A 17,526-nucleotide genomic window follows, 5' to 3' on the forward strand; every position below is an offset into this window, starting at 1 on the left:
CACCTGTTCCGCAGTTTTTCATTCAATGACCACTTTTATTTAAATTGTTGTTGAAACCAATTTTGATTTTGTTAACAGACTGGAACTATTTTTGGCCTATCAGTCGCTGACCATCTTCAACTGTGTCCATTTCCAAAAGGAATTATTTCACACGCTATGACAATACAGGTTTATCATCTTGAGCGGCTCAATAATCCTTCCCGAAAAAATGCCTTTAGCTTTCATTTCCTGGCTAAGCTCGGAACCGTATCTTCTTCTGATTTAGAAGATTGCCGGTTAGTGCTGCGTCATTTTATTGAACATTCCCTGAATGAGCATCCACTGGTTGGAAAACCATTGATTGTTGGCCTGGCTGAATCAGGAATCTTGCTTTCGGCGTTGCTCCATCAAGAAGCGCATCAGTTGGGGATTGCTGGCGGGTGGATTTGCTCCACGCGCCGCCCGGCGTCAGGCATCCGGTTTATTGAACGCCATTCACACCAACCAGCCCATATTTTGCCCGTTCCGGCCAATCCGGTGGATGAACTCTGGCTGATTGAAGATGAGATCACCACCGGGCAAACCATTTTTCAGGTCATTCGGCACCTTTCATCGCTGACTTCGGTCAAAATGGTCCGCATTTTCACCCTCGTTGATGCCCGTAGCGATGAGCAGCGAACTGTTTTCTCTGAATTACTTGAGCAGGACGGCATCCGGCATTCGGTCCATTCACTGTTGGAGTTTCACGGTTTTCCAACGATGGAATGTTTTGACCGAAAATTTGTTGAAGAATCAACCCTGGCTCCAAGCTTTCAATCCGAAGACGCCATTCATCACTGGATGTTGCCTGAAACCCGCCCGGCCTTGTCTGTCCAGACGGCTGCCACACTGGACGCTTTTGATGGGATTGAAGGGTCATTACTGGTCATTGGGGAAGCGATGGATATGGCGGTGCGAACTATGATTCGCAACCCGCAACTGTCCATTCGCCACGTCACGTTGAGCCCCTGGAAAATTGATCACCAAAATGTATTTGACCGGATCCACATCAATGGCAAGTACTATGTCTATAACCTGGATGAATTTCAGGGGCCAGTGCATATCTTGAGTGACCCGTTTGATCATGAATCGGCGCTCTCGCTTCAGGAAACGATGTCCCACCACGGGTATCGGGCTGAAGTCCTGTGAGGCAGATCGCAAGTCGTCAGCACTATCTGCCTGAGCAGATGGTGGTTGTGAAACCCCTGAACGCTGAACCCCTGAACCCAATGGCTTTTGACGCTCTCAGCCGCGCTGGACGGCCAAATTACTGGAATCAACCGCTGTGCGCCGACCTGCACCGCGAAGTTGATCCATTTTCTGAGTTGCAGTTGTTTCGCCCATTAACGAAAGCCTACGATGGGCAAACCACGTTTTGGGAAATCCCATCACCGGAGCCGGATTTGCCGGATTCATTTTGGAATGGGCTTGGATCAAGGTTGACGGATTGGCGGTTGCCGGAAGCCGGTGCCCGCTTAGCCGCCAGTCTTTTGCAGTGGGAGCCAAACCCGGAAAAAATGGTACTGGTGGCCATTCTGCGCGCCGGAGTTCCGATTGCCGACTGGTTGACCCGGTTGCTACCTGGGGCTATCGCGGTTCAGGCTTCACTTTTTTCCGGTCTTGGACTTGACCAGATTGCCCTGACTCAGATCAAACACCAGTTTCCTGACCGCCGAATCGTTTTTGTAGACGGCTGGACGGGTCGCGGAGGCGTGGCCCGTGAACTGGCCCGCTGGAATGCGGGGCCACTGGCGGTGCTTTTGGATCCCTGGGGGTGGGCAGATTTCAGTGGCGCGGCGGAAGATACGTTCTCACCATCGGCCTGTTTTACCGGGCCGTCAACGCTTGGTTTTTCGCGAACATTCTTTGTCGGCCCAGATCAATTGTTTGGGGCCTATGCGTTTCCGCAAGCCTACATTCGAAAACACCTTATTGATCAATGGCGGGCTTTTTGCCCAATCCAACCAGACCGACCGTTTGTCCAACCTGAGCGTTTTTTTCAATCCACGGAATTGCGCATCCATAGTAATGAAGTCTGCCGGGCACTCATCAACGCCAGCCCCGAGGTGTTGATGTTTCGAGTGTCAAAAGCCGATTCACGTGAACAATTCAGCCTGTTGCTCGAACTGGCCGACCAGCGCCGGGTGCCGGTTCGTTTTGACTGCCATCACCTGGCCGACTTGAAAACCAATGTTGCCTGTACGTTGAGGAAAGACCCGTGAACCACAATCGAAAAGTGGTGGCCGTTGATCTGGATGGCACCTTGCTGCATTTACAACCCGAACAAATTGAAGTTCCCGGCGCGACGGTCAGTAGCTTCCTCAGCGCTGCGGCACTGGAACGCTTACAGGAATTAAGCCGGCTTTCTGATCTGGTGATTGCGACCGCCAGGAACTCATACAGCGTTACAAAGCTTGTTTCACAGTTGCCAGATGTCAAAATTGCCGGGTTTGTAATGGAAAACGGTTTGGTTGCGCGACCACACCTGGAACGACACCCTGATCATTTCCCCCCCTGGGAAGATATCGCCCAGCATCTTTCACACTGGCGGCGGCTCATTGGCTATGAAGCCTGCCTCGGGTTGGTTCCTCCTAAAACGGAACCGAATGCCTTCGAAATCTTGTCTGAACTCGTGGCCAGTTCCAGTGAACCTGGGATTATTTATCGTGACCGGCACAAGCTGTTTGTGTATCCCTATGTACCAAACAAGCATCAGGGGCTGGAAAAATTAGGTTTTTCTCCCTGGATGGCGCTTGGGAACGACACCAATGACCTGGAGTTGATGCAAGCCAGTTCCAGGTTGGGAACCCTGGTTGATGCCACTGGTGATATTCAATCAATTGTTCATTCAAAAAATGGTTTTTGTTCGCGGCAACCAGGTCATGACGGCACAGTTGAATTGCTCGAATGGGCGTTATCGGTAGTCAGTAGTCAGTAATGCCAGTTAAGAGTTGAAGCCGTTTTGGTTCTCAGCCTACGAAGTGGGCGTCGGCTCGTAGCCCAGGGCGAGTCTTCGAGCCCTGGGAATCCGGCCCTCCCCCATCTTTTCCTCCGCCCGACCATCTGCCGCCTACGGCGGCGGATGGTCGGGCGGGGTGATGAGGCGACTTTTCCCAGGGTTGCACCCTGGGCTACAAGCCTGCCACCCGCTTCGCAGGTTCAAATCCGCTCATTTTTTCAACTCTTCACTGGCATTACTGACTACTGACTACAAACTGGTTTAAGAAGACTCTTTCCCACGATTGGGGCGGCGAATGTTCAATTTTTGCATTCGGCTGCGTAGCGTGTTGGGGTTGATGTCCAGGATTTTGGCCGCGCCCGAAGCACCTTCAATAACCCAGTTGGTTGATTCCAGAACCTTTTGAATATAGTCGCGCTCCATATCATCGAGTGAAACAAATGACGGCGGAACGACTTTGGGAGTGAGTGGGAGTGATTTTTCGACAACCTGGGTTTGAGTCGCCGCAGGGAATAATTGTGCAATTTCATCAACCAGTTCGAGCACCGGGCCTTGGGAGAGAATTACCGCTCGCTCCACCACATTTTCAAGTTCTCGCACATTTCCTGGCCAGTGGTAGGCGGTGAGCTGACTCATGGCCGTGTGGCTGATTTGAGTGATGCGTTTTCCAAGCCGGGCCATATGTTTGCTGACAAAATACCGAACCAGCAGCGAAATGTCCTGTTTGCGTTCGCGAAGTGGTGGCAACAGAATTGGAAACACATTGAGGCGATAATAGAGGTCAGCCCGGAAACGGCCTTCGTCAACCGCTTTTTTCAGATCGCGGTTGGTGGCGGTGATGACTCGCACGTCCACTTTGATGGTTTTGGTGCCGCCAACCCGCTCAAATTCCTGTTCCTGGAGCACCCGCAAGAGTTTCGCCTGAACCTCAAGTGAAATCTCCCCGATTTCATCCAGGAAAATCGTGCCGCCGTTGGCCAGCTCAAAGCGTCCAACTCGGGTGGAAATGGCCCCGGTGAAGGCGCCTTTTTCGTGCCCGAAAAACTCGCTTTCGATGAGCCCGTGAGACAGGGCGGCGCAATTAACTTTGATCAAGGGACGTTTTTTCCGGGGGCTTCGGTTATGAATGGCACGGGCAATCAGCTCTTTTCCGGTCCCGGTTTCCCCGTTGATCAGCACGGTGGAATCGGTTTCGGCCACCTGCGAAATTTTCTGAAACACGCGCTCCATCACGCCTGAGGCACCAACGATTTCTTCGAAGTTATATTCGGTTTTGAGTTCTTCGCGGAGGTACAGGTTTTCCATCCGCAGGGTTTTGAGTTCGGCTTCAGCGCGTTTTCGTTCGTCAATATCCCGCAAAATAATAGTAAACAGGCGATTTCGGCTGATTTTGGCAGTTGAAACCGTGGCTTCGAGGGCAAATTCGTCCTCATCAGTTCGGCGGGCGGTCAATCCTTCCGGCAGCCAGATTGACGGAGGTGTTTGTTCTCCATTCAGAATCCGGCAAATATAGTCATCAACCAGGGTGAACAATTGCCGTGAAAATAAAGGTTCAATCGGTTTTCCGATGGCATTAGTCGCTGGAATGCCAAAAACTTTTTCAGCCGCTTCGTTAAACAGGGTAATCTCACGGTTTTCATCAATGGTGATGATGGCATCCATGGCTGAAGCCAGGATCCGCGACAGCCGTTCTTCGCTCTGAATTCGAATTTGATCGGCGCGGTTCCGTTCAAGTTCTGCCGTGGCGCGCGAGGCAAAAAGGCGAAAGATAGACATCAGGCGCGATTCTTTCGGCATTGGTTTATCATCGAAAACGGCGAGGTGGCCTAGAATTTCACCTTTTGAATCAATAAGCGGGACCCCAAGGTAGCTTTCAACTCCCAAATGAACCAGTTCAATATCGAGTGGAAATAAACGTTGAACCTGGGCTGGATAGTGGCACACCCGTCCACCCAGCACATCTTCACAGGGGGTGTTTTCAAGCGGGAATTCAAAATTCTGCCAAAACTCCTGATTCCCATAAAATGCCAGCGTTCGGACGCGGGTGTTGACTTCAGCAAACTCTGCCACAAAGGCATAGCGGACATTTAAAATCCGGGCTAAGTGTTGGACCAGGGCGCGAAAAAAATCATCGCCAACCACAGTTGCCGTTCCTTCCACCAACGCCCGAAGGATTGAGTCTTCAGGCTGAAGGAATGAGACTTGCTCAGGAGCGGACTCAGAATCGGAAGTGGTTTGAACACCAGCGGGTAATGTAAAAAGGGGATTTGAATGCTGCTCCTGATTGGTCATGCGTTCCTCCAGAGGATTGAGTCAAGGGTGCTCGATTCATTCCAGGCAACCAGCGGTGGCTAAACCCAGGTGAGAAACTCAACCAATCTCAGCAACCGGAAGTTCTCAACTGGAATCAGCCGCAACTTGTTGATTTTGACGAAGTTCAAGAAGATAATCGGAGCAGCTCAAAATCTGAAAGATCCCTTTTGACCTGATCCTCAATCCACTTCACAAATCAAATTGCCTCGATTTTGTGATTCGACCTGCCTGATTCGTCATTTGCCTTTTGGGAATTGTTCGGAAAATTGCTGTTGAAATCCAGCGGTTATGGGTTTCATTCGACTTTTTCCCTGGATTTTCAGGTGGACCAACTCGTGCGCGGAGACTACGCCATGGCTGAAACCCAAAAATCAACTCATGCTCAATTAATCGCACAGAGCATCTCGCAATTTGGAATTGAGCTTGATTCATTTCAGGCCGAGCAACGAAAGCTGCAGCGAACCTATTTTTTGAATGTCATTTACATTCCGTCAATGCGGATTCTGGGATATGTGCTGGTTGCGGGAGTGGTCTTTTTACACAATCGGTTTTTGCTTCCAGGAATGGGGGATCAACCGGCTCTATGGTTTACCGGCATTTCAATTCTGCACGGTTTGGTTTCCTGGATCATCCTGTTTTTGTTTTTCAGTCGGTCAAAACTCATTCATTTAGGAGATTTGTTCCTCTGGCTGGATTTTGTCATCTTCGGACTCAGTATTTACTGTTCAGGCGGTGATAAAAGCTGGTTGTTTATGATTATGATGATTCGCGCCGGGGATCAAAATGTCACAACCTTGAAACGGGCAACAATTTTTGCCGGTGGAGGGTTATTGGGGTACCTGGCGTTGATGGGGTACCTGGAACTGGTTGAGCATCGTGATGTGAACTGGCCCGGAGAGTTTACCAAAGCCCTGTTTATGGTTGCGGCGAGTTTTAATTCCGTGATGATTGCCCGAATGTCAGAGCGGTTGCGAGCCAGTGTCACGGGGGCCATCCGCATGGCACGCGGGTTTATCCAGGAAATGCGACACCAAACCGAAGAACTGGAACAGGCACGGGCCAGTCTGGAAAAGCTGTATCTGCGCGAACAGGAAGTCACACGGACCTTGACCGAGCTCAATCAAATGAAGACCAATTTTCTAATTGTGACTTCGCACGAAATGCGAACACCCCTGACCGTCATCAAAGGGTACAACGAAGCCTTGCTGAATCAATTCTTTGGCTCGCTCTCCGATGCTCAGAAAAAATCGCTTGAAGCCTGCCAGCACGTGGTTGACCGACTGACGATGACACTCGAAGACATCCTGGAAATGCTGAAAATCAATGAGGGCCACATTGCTTTAAAATTGCGAACCTTCGAACTCATCGAACTGGTTCATCAGGTGAGCCAGGATTTCGTCCCGTTTCTGGAAAAACGCCATCAGCATCTTTCCTTTGAAACCATTGACCGGGTTGAATTTCAAGCTGATCAAGAAAAAATTCATTTGGTCCTGCTCAACTTGCTCCAAAATGCGATCAAGTTCACTCCAGATGGCGGTGAAATTACGGTTGTGGTCCAGTTGGAGTCGCCAAACGTCCGCATCATTATCCGTGACAACGGAATCGGGATTGAATCCACTGAAATTGAGAAGATTTTTGAGAAGTTTTATATCAATGACGACCCGTCTTATCACACGTCAGGAAAATTTCAGTTTATGGCACGCGGGACGGGGCTGGGGTTATCAATTGCCAAAAGCTATGTCGAGGCCCACAACGGAAAAATCTGGGCTGAAAGCCAGGGCAGAGGCCACGGCAGTAGTTTTCACGTTATCCTGCCGCTCAAACAAGAAAAGTCAGTACCACCGGCGTGACCGGGTGGCAGAAAAGAACCCGGCCCACCCGGTCACGCCGGTGGTACTGACTTCACTTCACGCCGCCGCGATAGGGTTTGGGATAACTGGCGACGCTGATATTTCCATCCTTATCAACCGCCTGGAGGCCAAACAAATAATCATCTTTCGAAATCCCTTTGACCGTGAAGCGGGTGACATTGCCGACTTCAATTGTGTGCTGCCAAAACGGAGCCGTGGTTTCCCGATACACAATCCGGTACCCGGCGATGTCTGGCTCGGGACTGGCTTGCCAGCGAAGCGTTGAATCATTTTCAAGTTGAACGGTTTCGAGTTCGACATTCTGTGGAGCTGCTGGTGCCAGGGAAAGGCTCGCCAGTGAAGCGGCATTGATCCGCGCCACCTGGGCAACATATTCAAAATCAACGAATTCCGGCAAATCTCCGAATTGGACGCCTTTTTCGACTCGGATATCCTGGTGCTGGTGATCATAATTTTCGCTGGGTTCAGTAAAGCGAACGGCTGGAAACCCGCGATCCAGAAAGGGAAGATGGTCGCCGCCGCGAAGGTAGCGGTCGCGGCGGTAAATCACTTTCACCGACATTCCCGTGACATACCGTTCCCCGATTTCTTTAATGGAGCGGGCCAGTTGCCGGGTTGGCGTGTCGTTTTCGCCACCGGTTTGAACCAGCGTTCGCATGTCGGGTGAGGCTTCCTGGAGCGATGGCAGGGAAATGCCTTCGGCAAAAAGACGAACCGTTTTACGGTCAATCTGGCCAGTGGAACTTTTTGAACTGCCGATGATGTCATTGGTAAACATCCCGGCGATGTTTTTCTTTTCCTGTTTGGCGACTTCGGCCCAATGGGCGGCGCCATAGAGCCCCTGTTCTTCGGCGGCCACGGTCATAAACACCAGCGTGGCATCAAATGTATACTGTGACATCACCCGGGCCATCTCCATCACGGCGGCGGTACCGGACGCATCATCATTGGCGCCTGGGGCCGCGCTGGTGGCATCCATTGGGTTTGAGGCCCGTGAATCATAATGTCCGCTCACGACATAAATTCGATCTTTGGATTCGGGTTGAGTTCCAGGTAAGGTCGCGACCACGTTCACAATTTTGGCATCAACTGGCAGCCGAACCCCGGCAGGCTGGACAAACTCATCAAAGGCCACCTGCAATCGCCCACCAGACGCCTGGCGATAGCGTTCAAATTCAGACTTGATCCAGCGCCGGGCTGCCCCAATTCCACGGTCATTGCTTTCGGTATCGGAAAGCGTATGCCGGGTGTGAAAACTCACCAGTTTTCGGATCGTGGCTTCGATGTTTTTGGCTGAAATCTCCCGGACAATGCGCTGAATCGCAGGGTTGGGTTTCGCAGTGGCTGCCGGTTTGGATTTTTGAGGAGTATTCGGAATTGTAGCCAGAACGGACCAGGAATTCATTCCAAGTACAAGCCATAAGATAATGAAGTTTCGGGGCATGGTGAGGTTCTCCAGGTGGCAAAGAAACCAGCTTGCCAGCACGTGCAAGCTACAGTGTGACAAATTCAGCCATGGCTCTTTGTGAATCCTGAGCAAATCGGCGTTGAAATTTTCGAGTCACGGGATACCCAACCCGGGCAAGAAAATGGTTGGGTTTCGAAAAGGCAAACAAATCATACCAGACACTGCCGTCGTGTTTGCTCCATTCGACCAGAAATCGTTCTTCACCGCACTCGCCGTGAGCCGGGAGCGTGCCGTACGCAAATCCGTATCGCTCAAACTCGTCGGTTGAATCATCCAGGGTATATACAATCCGGGCCGGGTTGACTGACCAAAACCCAAGGTGGTGCACCACGACCCCAACGACTTCCGCCTCCTGGATTGGAGTGTTCGGCCAGCAGAGTTCAACCCAGCCGAGCCGAAACATTTCCCACCGTTGAATGGCAAGTTTGGCCCGCTGGAAGGCTTCGTACCCGGCGCCAATTTGAACCCGATTATGATCAACCGTAAATCCAGCCGGGGCAACTGTTTGAGTTGCACCGATTGCTTCATAAGTGAAGGGTTTTTCACGCTGTTCATCAATCAGTTTTTTGATTTGATCAGAGGTAGGTCTGGTCAGGTAGAACATAGTTCCAATCCGGGTTCCGGGTTCCTTTTCACGTGTAGGTTTTTTGTTTGGGCTCGACTGGATCGAGCCCATTGGTTCTCATCCTGAAAGGATGGAGCAAGTTTAGCCGGTTGGTTGCTCGGCTGCAGGGAGCTACCACCGGAAACAGGTGTTTTCCTCGTTCTCCCCCGCCCGGCCCGCGCCCCGTTGGGGCGCGGGCCGGGCGGGAAACATTGAGGGTGATCAAGATCCGGTGGTGGCGCGTTCAAAGCCACGCTGACCACCGGCTCACCTTGGGCCATCCCTGCGGGATGAAATCAAAAAACCTACACGTGAAAGTTCCAGGTTCCGGGTTCCGGAAAAGACTAGAGGACAAAAAGGACGGAAAAGGCGAAAGAACAGTGCTGGCTCTGTGAAGTATGTTTTTTTCGAAAACCCCGAACCTGCTGGAGCACGCCTTCAAGTTTGACATTGACGGTTTTCTTATCCTGGAGTTTTAAATCAATTTGGAATTGTGTCGGAGATGCGCCGTCCCCAAGACCCTGGGTGTACTCGCCAATGAGGGTAACTTTGCCCGAGGCTACTTCAAAGCGATAGCTTTCTCCATCCCGAATCGCGGTATAGGACTGTTCTTTCCCGCCGGTGACCTCATCCTGGACGCGAACCCGAATGCCCTTGCGGTTAAATTTCACGGTGAGAAGGGAATCCCGAAGCCGAAAATCAGCAACTTTTTCCGAATTGCCAATTTGTTTGAGTTCAACCGGGTATTGCCCGCCTTTCCAGGTCGCGGTGACTTCGACGGGTTTGGTCGCTTTGAGCGGGTAATGTTTAATTTTTAAGGTTTCCCCGGAAAAGGTCGAAACGAATTCGGAATTTCCATCAACTTTCATTTCGACATTGGCGCGGTCTGAGCGCAGCGTAAGATCGCAATATTCTTCCCATTCCAAATCGGCGTAGTTGATCTTTTCCGGCACCAGTTCGATCAATTGCTCTTGTGTTCGATCATCAGCCGTGGCGATGACACGAACCAGCCCAGGTTGCAGGTTTGAAAAGCGGACTACCCGGTTTTCGGTCTGGCCATTACCGATTTCCTCACCAGCTTTATTGATGATTTTCACAAAGGCTTCACGGTCGGTGTTGACTTCGAGATTCACATTGAGCCAGGCCACATTGATGGTTTTGACCGCATTGCTGATTTCGACGGGGAGGGGGCGTTCGGTAAACGGCAAAAATGAACCGTCAGGTTTGCGCCAGCGGGCATCAAGGGTTAATCGCCCTCCCACCGGCAACTGGTTGAGCACCACCCGATCCCCCATATTCAACTTGTATGAAGCAAGCAGCGCCTGCCCGGAGGTCATTAACGTGGCCTCAACATTATCCCGATCTGAGGTGATGACCAGTGTTCCATAATCCGGCCAGCGAACTTCCGAGGTGGCCGAAGGGCGGGTATCCAGCTCCCAGACAACCGGGACGGGCGGCAGTTCCTGGTTGATTCGAGCCACAACCACCTGGTGCCCGGCGGGCAATCCCCGGATTACCATACACTTTCGGGTTTCATTATATTCGCCCTTCATCGGCTGGCCATTAACCAGAAATGAAAGGCGTGGATAGATTTTTTCCACCCCCAGGATGCGAACTTCACTGTCGTTCCAGCCGACTTCAACCGTTGATGGAATATCCGATTTTAATTCGACCACTTTCACCAAATCCGGCAACGATGGGAATTTGGCTTTGATCTTGATCAGCCCTGGTGTCAAGTAGCCATACTCGATCTTTTTCTTGTCATCGGTGCTGATGGGATACCCTTTGTCGCCACTGATGGCTTTGCTCAATTCATCCTGTTCGAGTTCGATTTCAACCCCAGGCCGGTCGGTAACCACCGTCAGTTGCGCATCGGCCCACCCATAATACACGGTGGAGGTGTCATCCTGGTCAATCCGAATGGTTTTGACGTCGCGCAATTCGCCGGGGAGTTCGGCCCGAACATTAACCTGAGTGCCAACTTTAAACAAATCAGAGGTTTGCCAGCGAAAACTCTTTTCCTGCAATTCACGCGGTTTGCCGTCAATTTCAACCAGAAAATCCTTCCGGTCGGCAACGACATCCAGGCTTTTAAATATGACATTCTTGCGAATGACAACTGTTTTGGTGACTGTTTTGATTTCCTTGGAAACAGGGGCGGGAATTGGATTTTGAGCCAGACACGGGAGCGACCACAGCCACACCACGCACCCCATAACCAACCACAATGATCTCATCGCTGTTCAGAACCTTTCTGCCCAGGTGGTGGAGGGTCGGCGGCACAGCGAAACCCAATGTAGCCTTCCTGTCGAGTCGGAGGGGCATACATGAGCGTCGTCTCGTTTTGCCAGTTTCCACCAATAATCAATTTTTGATCGGATGAAGCTTGATCAGAATAACTCGTGCTAGTCCACTCTGAAACATTACAAGAAAGGCCGATGATTCCAAAGGGATTCGAGGCGGAACAACGGTGGTCAACGTGCAGCGGACCGCTTTGGCCCAGCGTATCGTTGGTTTTTACCCCGAGGGATGCGGATTCCAGCTCTTCACTCGTGGGTAACCGTCGCCCACGGGCCTGAGCAAAGGCCATGGCATCAAACCAGGTCACATTCGTCACCGGATAGCGCTGCCAGTTATCGTTTGGGTTGGTAGCCTGCCAGGTCAGGAGGAGTTGTTTATGCAACTCCCAGCGGATGCGACGGTCTTCATATCCATCCTGCCGTCTGGCGGCGTCACTGCCGAGAAAGGCGTCATAGTCGCCATTGGTGACTTCATAGCGATCCAGAAAAAATGCAGCTTTGCCGTTTCCCGGAGTGAGGTAGATCATTCCCACCGGTGCCGTCGGAGTTGTTGGGCCTGAGATGGGCGGCGGAGTCAAAAATTGTGATGAAAACACTTTCCAGCCAATCCAGGCACCTCCAACCAGCAGCGCCCCGGAAACGGCCAGGGTCGCGACCATTTTCGACCGGGAGGCCGGATCAAACATCTTCCACGTTGAAGCAGCGGTTGAAATAGGATGACCGTGGGGGTGTCGTCTCAGTCGTGAAAACAACGCCGATGATAAAATCCGGCCCGGAAATGACCCGCGATCCGGCATCACAGGCACTTGAAGCGCGGGACCCGCAAACTCAGATCGAATCAACTCAATCTGGTTCACCATTTCCGCCGCGGATTGAAACCGATCATAGACGGAGCGATGAAATGCCCGATCAAAAAAAGCGCGAAAGGGGCTCAATTCTTCAGGAAGCCAAACCTCGGCTTTAAAAAAGGCTGCTTCCAGTTCCGAAACCGTCAATTTGGCGGATCGAACCGAAAACGGAACGGTTCCGGTGAGCAATTCATACCCGATGACCGCTACGGCCCATAGATCGGAAAGAATCGAAGGTTGGGTTTGGGAAAGCGACTCTGGCGACATATAGGCCGGAGTTCCCCCAGTTTGGCGGATAATCCCGACCAGTTCGGCCAGACCATAATCCGTGATTTTGACTTCGGCTGCTTCGGCATCCCGACTGGTCAGGAGCACATTTTCCGGTTTTAAATCGAGGTGCATGACCCCTTCGGAATGAATTTGATCAAGCCCTTCCAGGATTTGAAGCCATAACCGAAGGGCGGTTTCAATCGGTTTGGAGGTTAAAATTTGTTCCCGTAGCGTTCCTCCGCCGACAAATTCAAAGACCAGTCCGACCCGAAACGTATCGGTAATGCCGTTATCGCTGATTTCACTTTCCTTAATTTTTAAGACGCGTTCGATCTGGCACAAATGGCGACGAGACATCCCGCGCCGGTCAATCCCAACCGTGGCGGCGTGATTGGCTTCTTTAAACACCAGCTTTTGGTTAGCCCGTTGATCAGCGATTTTAAGGGCAAAGACGGTGTTTCCACATTTGACTTTATAGACGTTGCCAAACGCGCCGCTGCCGAGCCACTCGCTGATGATGTAGGCATCACCAACCGTTCGACCGATCATTCGCCTGGTTTCCGAAGTTCGCGACGTGGACGCCATCAAGATTGCTTCCGATTGAGAGTTGATTGGGGGTACTGGAAGCAAAAGGGTAGAGGGTTGGTGGGCAATGAATCAAGGGCAATCCGGGTTCCGCGCTTCCAGATGACAGGGTGACAGGGTGACAGGGAGACAGGGAGACAGGGAGACAGGGTGACAGGGTGACAGGGAGACAGGGTGACAGGGTGACAAGGTGACAGGATGACAGAATGATAACAAACTCATTCTCAATTCTTCATTCTTCATTCTCCGGCTATTTCCCAAAAAAAAAACGGGCAGATCCAAAACAACATCCCGATCATCGCTTCCCAGTCGCTGTTTTTTCACTGCCCCTTGCATCCCGCAAGATGTACACATTTGAATGGATTGAAGATCCAATCAATAGAGGAGAAACAGAAGAACAATCAAAATCAATCGAGTTTGGATACAAGCAGATTCATACCAATTTGCAATGAAATTCTGGTATTAGTAAGCAGTCAAGTAATTCAATCAAATAAACTTAGCGAACTACTGACTACTGACTGCTGACTAACAAACTGGTATCACTACTTGCTTGCCGTCTCCGAGCCGTTGAGGGCTTTTGAGACCACCATGTTTTCAATTACCCGTACATCAACCCGGCGGTTTTGCTGCAGGGCTTCGCGGGTATAGTCGCCTTCGTTAATTTCTCCCGCCCCGACCTGCTGGATGCGCCACAGTTCAATGTTGTGAACATTAAACAGATAGCGTTTGACTTCGTCGGCTCGACGGTTGGTGAGCTGGTTGTTATGGTTGATGGATCCGCGTTTGTCGGCAAATCCAGCGATTTCAATCCGAACGCCTTTCTTTTGTTTGGCTAAGGACGCAATAGCATCCAGTTCGGCTTTTGATTCAGGTGATAGATTATATTGATTGGTTTTAAAATAGACGGATGCGGTTCTAAGGAGTTGAAAATCATCCAGGTTCGTTCTGACCTGGTTCAAATCTGCAGCAACTTGCGTTGATTTGGTAATCGCCTGACTGGCTTTTTGGTCAGCCTGATTGGCCAGTTGGGTGGTTTTTTCAACTTTGACGTCAACAGTTGTGATTCGGTCTGAAAGTCGTTTATCGAGTTCGGCAATTTCAGTGGTTGTGCGACGGACAGACTCTTCAAGTTCAGCCGTTCGGCCTTCGAGCGGGGTCACTCGTTCGTCAATTGTCTTACGGACAAATTTCTTGGTGGCACATCCCTGTCCAAAAACCGCTGCTAAAACGGCTATTCCGACAATAGCTACTATTCGGTGCGTCATAGCCTAAGGCTCCTTTCAGTTGTGGATTGGTCAGTACAGATCGCATCGGGTTTGCCATTGAGCCGAATCGAGTACCACGTGCCAGTTGTCGGCTGACCAGTGCCGAAATGACCACGGGTCAACCGACGCCTGACAGGACTGGCGCACTCAACTCCATCAAAGACCAATTCACAATGCGCTGTACGATAGGAGAGATGCTTGTTCTATGAAGCTGGAAAAAGGCCGATTACAGATACCTGAAGATTTTTCTGGAAAAAATTTAATTTTTTGGAAACCTCATTTCCAGGCCGCCGACCTGAGATGAAAAACCGTCCGCCAGGACCGATTGACTGTGGCAATTTGGTTTCTCGGGCAGAACTGACACGGCCATACCTGAGCTATTGATCAACCTGCTTGCCGATTGTCATGGAAATCGAGCCGGAATTCCTTTATTCGCAAAAAAAATCATTTTGTAATTTGTTGTATTACAACCGGTTATAATTATTTTAGGTTTGGGGCGGCCTCTGGTTTTTTTCTTTGAATCAAATCAGGCAGTTTGTGGTCCCAGGCTTGCACCTATTGGAATCGAAGGCTGAATCATAGCGAGCACACTTGATTCAGCCTGGTTGTTAATCAGTCACAAACCTTTGAATTCATTGAAGGTTTCTCAGTTTTGAATTTGGTTGTGTAAGGAGTTTTTTTGACTATGAAAAGTAAAGTGGTCCTTGGACTTGTTTTGGCGTCAGTTCTGGGAATGGGTGGGGCAACACTGGCTGCAACCCCAAATCAATCGAAAACAGCCACTTCGAAAGCGGTCACTGGCGGAAAAGCTGGAGTTGTGAAAAAGCACCACACGCACCATCACAAGAAACAGATTAAAAATGCCACTTCGAAGGACAAACGGTAGGTAATTCCTCTTTGAATGCGTACGTGTACTTCCTCTTCCTGTGCGAGCAATTCCGGTGGGCAAGACTCCTGTCACTTGCCCACCATTTTTTTGTTATACCAGTTTGTAGTCAGTAGTCAGTAGTCAGTAGTCAGTAGTTTACTAATCCTAGTTCTTTGAATTACTTATACCATTTTGCAATGATCCCATCGTATTAGCAAAAGGCTAAATTATTGATAAAACTGTATTTCCCTCAGCCCTTAGCCCGATACCCTCAGCCCAAAATGGTATTAACCATTCGCTAACACAAGCAATTTATTCCAAAATAGTATTCTACCAATTTGCTATGAACCTCTCGTATGAGGAAACGGTCAAGTAATTCAATCAAGTAGAGTTAGTGAACTACTGACTACTGACTACTGACTGCTATAAGATCTTTATCAACTGGCTCTTGCGGGAGGAGTTCACGGGGGACCGTGATTCCAACAGAATGGGCCAGAATCAGGTGCAGTTGCCGGAGCCCTTCGGTCAACGCCGCCGGGCCCGGTTGCAGGATGTAGGCCGATTTTATTTCATAGATGTGTTTTTCACGCACGGCACTGATTGAGTCCCATCCGGTGCGATTTCGAATCCAGTTTTTCTTGAGCGACCGACCACACCAGGACCCGATAATCACCTGGGGATCAAGCGGGATAACCGTTTCCGGCGACAATATTCGGTCTTTGCCGGCTTTGCATTCCCGCAGGTGTGGAAAAATCGGGTCGCCTCCAGCAATCTCGATCAATTCCTCGACCCATCGAATGCCGGAAATCAACGGTTCGTACCATTCTTCAAACAACACTCGTGGCCGGTAGGGAAATCTGGTCGCAGATTGGCGGATGGCTTCCAGTTCCGCCTGATAGGTTTGAATGAGGGCCGAGGCTTTTTCAGTGCATCCGACGATTCTGCCAACCGTCAGAATCATTTCCAAAATCTCTGGGACACTCCGCTGATTAAAAGTAAATACGGTCACGCCCCGCTGGATCAATTCCCGGACAATATCGGCCTGCAAATCTGAAAAGGCAAACACCAGATCTGGGTTCAACGCCAGGATTTTGTCGAATTTCGCGTGGATATAGGCTGACACTTTGGGTTTTTTTCGGGCTTCGGGCGGGCGGACGGTGTAGCCGGAAATGCCCACGATTCGATCTTGTTGGCCAAGTAAATACAGGGTTTCCGTGGTTTCTTCGGTCAGACAGATAATTCGGCGCGGGAAAGATTCAATCATAGTATAGGGTTTCGGGTTCCGGGTTTCGGGTTCCGGGTTTTCAAATCTCAGGTATCAGATAGCCCGCACACTATAGTTCGCTGACCAAAATTCGTCCATGCCTGCGTTGTGGTGTTCAGTAAAGTTGAAATCACAGGCAGGAGGATGGTGAGAAAATGGTTGAGAATCACAGGATGGGTTTGCTTTCGCGTGGTGGAGTGGGAATCAGTTTGGGGCTGCTTTTGGTGTTGAGTTGGGTGGTGGTTTCAAATCCGACGCTGGGTGCCACGTCAAATTCACTCAAAAAAGAAGTGATATATCTGGTTGGTGCCGATGAATCAGCCACCAAAGCCGCGGCTGGCCGGGTGGGAGGCACGGCAGTGAGTTCACTGACCAAAGCCTTTGCCGCCGCCGTGGCCGATTTGTCAGCCGGGAGCAACGTCACCATCAAATTAGCCGCTGGAGACTACAACGGGGATTTTGGCTCGGGGGCCTATGCCCTGGGTGTGATCAATGCGCCAACCGCGACACTCAAACTGGAAGGCGGGTTTAAACCGGATTTTTCGAGCCGGTCGCCGTTTCGATTGCCTTCGATGATTGTGGCGACTCCGCAACGAAGCGCCCCGCTGCTGAAATTTGCCGCAAATTCAAAACTGGGCGCTTTTATCGTGGATGGCGTCAGTTGGGATTCACAGGCATCCAATTCCTATGACGCGAAGACCAATAGCCTGCTGTATGGCAAATCCTGCACCTTTCCATTTGTGCAGTTTTACTATTTCTCGTGTTTTACCAATTTAAGCAGCAGGTTTCTTCTGTAACTTATTGAAAATACAGCGGAGTGGGTTTTTTCGATAGTTTCTCAAAACCACGCCTTTGAGGGCAACTTCCGAAAAAAGAATGATCGAGGCATCCAG

The 17,526-nt window shown here is 50.6% G+C and carries 14 protein-coding genes; 7 read left to right on the forward strand and 7 right to left on the reverse strand.

Going from position 1 to position 17,526, the window contains the following annotated elements; translation table 11 throughout:
• The first annotated feature begins 156 nt into the window (after window positions 1-156).
• From HY774_08030 to HY774_08040, 3 genes are read left to right on the forward strand one after another with little or no spacing between them, the layout of a single operon-like run.
• Window positions 157-1,167 (forward strand): phosphoribosyltransferase domain-containing protein, encoded by a 1,011-nt coding sequence (locus HY774_08030; protein MBI4748424.1) that lies wholly within the window; start codon window positions 157-159, stop codon window positions 1,165-1,167.
• Window positions 1,164-2,240 carry a hypothetical protein gene (locus HY774_08035; GenBank protein ID MBI4748425.1) on the forward strand — a complete coding sequence of 359 codons (1,077 nt, stop codon included), beginning with the start codon at window positions 1,164-1,166 and terminating at the stop codon, window positions 2,238-2,240. Before HY774_08030 ends, HY774_08035 begins: the two co-directional genes overlap by 4 nt.
• Entirely contained in the window at window positions 2,237-2,956 is a 720-nt protein-coding gene (locus HY774_08040; GenBank protein MBI4748426.1) for a hypothetical protein, read from the forward strand. The genes HY774_08035 and HY774_08040 overlap by 4 nt, the downstream gene beginning before the upstream one ends.
• A 282-nt stretch (window positions 2,957-3,238) precedes the next feature.
• Here HY774_08040 and HY774_08045 read toward each other — a convergent pair whose 3' ends face one another.
• Window positions 3,239-5,269, reverse strand: coding sequence for a sigma 54-interacting transcriptional regulator (locus HY774_08045; protein ID MBI4748427.1), 2,031 nt, complete (start codon window positions 5,267-5,269; stop codon window positions 3,239-3,241).
• A 293-nt stretch (window positions 5,270-5,562) separates the two neighbouring features.
• Here HY774_08045 and HY774_08050 point away from each other — a divergent pair, with 293 nt between their 5' ends.
• Complete coding sequence (locus HY774_08050; GenBank protein ID MBI4748428.1) at window positions 5,563-7,140, forward strand: HAMP domain-containing histidine kinase; 1,578 nt, start codon at window positions 5,563-5,565, stop codon at window positions 7,138-7,140.
• A gap of 52 nt (window positions 7,141-7,192) precedes the next feature.
• On the opposite strand, the gene HY774_08055 is transcribed toward HY774_08050, so the two are convergent.
• The 4 genes from HY774_08055 to HY774_08070 all read right to left on the reverse strand — a co-directional run bounded on the left by HY774_08055 (window position 7,193) and on the right by HY774_08070 (window position 13,236).
• Window positions 7,193-8,566 (reverse strand): M28 family peptidase, encoded by a 1,374-nt coding sequence (locus tag HY774_08055; protein ID MBI4748429.1) that lies wholly within the window; start codon window positions 8,564-8,566, stop codon window positions 7,193-7,195.
• 88 nt (window positions 8,567-8,654) lie between these two features.
• A complete protein-coding gene (locus HY774_08060; protein MBI4748430.1) occupies window positions 8,655-9,233 on the reverse strand; it encodes a DUF1990 domain-containing protein in 579 nt (192 codons plus the stop codon).
• Between the two features lie 344 nt (window positions 9,234-9,577).
• Window positions 9,578-11,470 carry a hypothetical protein gene (locus tag HY774_08065; protein MBI4748431.1) on the reverse strand — a complete coding sequence of 631 codons (1,893 nt, stop codon included), beginning with the start codon at window positions 11,468-11,470 and terminating at the stop codon, window positions 9,578-9,580.
• On the reverse strand, window positions 11,467-13,236 hold the full coding sequence (locus HY774_08070) for an SUMF1/EgtB/PvdO family nonheme iron enzyme (protein MBI4748432.1): 1,770 nt from the start codon (window positions 13,234-13,236) through the stop codon (window positions 11,467-11,469). The genes HY774_08065 and HY774_08070 overlap by 4 nt, the downstream gene beginning before the upstream one ends.
• Window positions 13,237-13,442: 206 nt before the next feature.
• Here HY774_08070 and HY774_08075 point away from each other — a divergent pair, with 206 nt between their 5' ends.
• Window positions 13,443-13,688, forward strand: a complete 246-nt coding sequence (locus HY774_08075; protein ID MBI4748433.1) for a hypothetical protein — start codon at window positions 13,443-13,445, stop codon at window positions 13,686-13,688.
• Window positions 13,689-13,778: 90 nt separating this feature from the next.
• On the opposite strand, the gene HY774_08080 is transcribed toward HY774_08075, so the two are convergent.
• Window positions 13,779-14,501, reverse strand: coding sequence for an OmpA family protein (locus HY774_08080; protein ID MBI4748434.1), 723 nt, complete (start codon window positions 14,499-14,501; stop codon window positions 13,779-13,781).
• Window positions 14,502-15,186: 685 nt separating this feature from the next.
• Here HY774_08080 and HY774_08085 point away from each other — a divergent pair.
• Entirely contained in the window at window positions 15,187-15,387 is a 201-nt protein-coding gene (locus HY774_08085; protein MBI4748435.1) for a hypothetical protein, read from the forward strand.
• 388 nt (window positions 15,388-15,775) lie between these two features.
• Here HY774_08085 and HY774_08090 read toward each other — a convergent pair whose 3' ends face one another.
• Entirely contained in the window at window positions 15,776-16,633 is an 858-nt protein-coding gene (locus HY774_08090) for a cobalamin-binding protein (protein MBI4748436.1), read from the reverse strand.
• Window positions 16,634-16,806: 173 nt separating this feature from the next.
• On the opposite strand from HY774_08090, the gene HY774_08095 reads away from it, so the two are divergent.
• Entirely contained in the window at window positions 16,807-17,430 is a 624-nt protein-coding gene (locus HY774_08095; GenBank protein ID MBI4748437.1) for a hypothetical protein, read from the forward strand.
• Window positions 17,431-17,526: the final 96 nt, after the last annotated feature.

The sequence above is a fragment of the Acidobacteriota bacterium genome (assembly GCA_016208495.1).
GTDB lineage: Bacteria > Acidobacteriota > Blastocatellia > Chloracidobacteriales > Chloracidobacteriaceae > JACQXX01.

What these genes read in the sequence shown, in the direction of transcription:
- HY774_08030 (MBI4748424.1), top strand. Translation starts at nt 157, where the DNA reads ATGACAATACAGGTTTATCATCTTGAGCGGCTCAATAATCCTTCCCGA.
- HY774_08045 (MBI4748427.1), bottom strand. Translation starts at nt 5,269, where the DNA reads ATGACCAATCAGGAGCAGCATTCAAATCCCCTTTTTACATTACCCGCT.
- HY774_08055 (MBI4748429.1), bottom strand. Translation starts at nt 8,566, where the DNA reads ATGAATTCCTGGTCCGTTCTGGCTACAATTCCGAATACTCCTCAAAAA.
- HY774_08060 (MBI4748430.1), bottom strand. Translation starts at nt 9,233, where the DNA reads ATGTTCTACCTGACCAGACCTACCTCTGATCAAATCAAAAAACTGATT.
- HY774_08065 (MBI4748431.1), bottom strand. Translation starts at nt 11,470, where the DNA reads ATGAGATCATTGTGGTTGGTTATGGGGTGCGTGGTGTGGCTGTGGTCG.
- HY774_08070 (MBI4748432.1), bottom strand. Translation starts at nt 13,236, where the DNA reads ATGGCGTCCACGTCGCGAACTTCGGAAACCAGGCGAATGATCGGTCGA.
- HY774_08075 (MBI4748433.1), top strand. Translation starts at nt 13,443, where the DNA reads ATGATAACAAACTCATTCTCAATTCTTCATTCTTCATTCTCCGGCTAT.
- HY774_08080 (MBI4748434.1), bottom strand. Translation starts at nt 14,501, where the DNA reads ATGACGCACCGAATAGTAGCTATTGTCGGAATAGCCGTTTTAGCAGCG.
- HY774_08085 (MBI4748435.1), top strand. Translation starts at nt 15,187, where the DNA reads ATGAAAAGTAAAGTGGTCCTTGGACTTGTTTTGGCGTCAGTTCTGGGA.
- HY774_08090 (MBI4748436.1), bottom strand. Translation starts at nt 16,633, where the DNA reads ATGATTGAATCTTTCCCGCGCCGAATTATCTGTCTGACCGAAGAAACC.
- HY774_08095 (MBI4748437.1), top strand. Translation starts at nt 16,807, where the DNA reads ATGGGTTTGCTTTCGCGTGGTGGAGTGGGAATCAGTTTGGGGCTGCTT.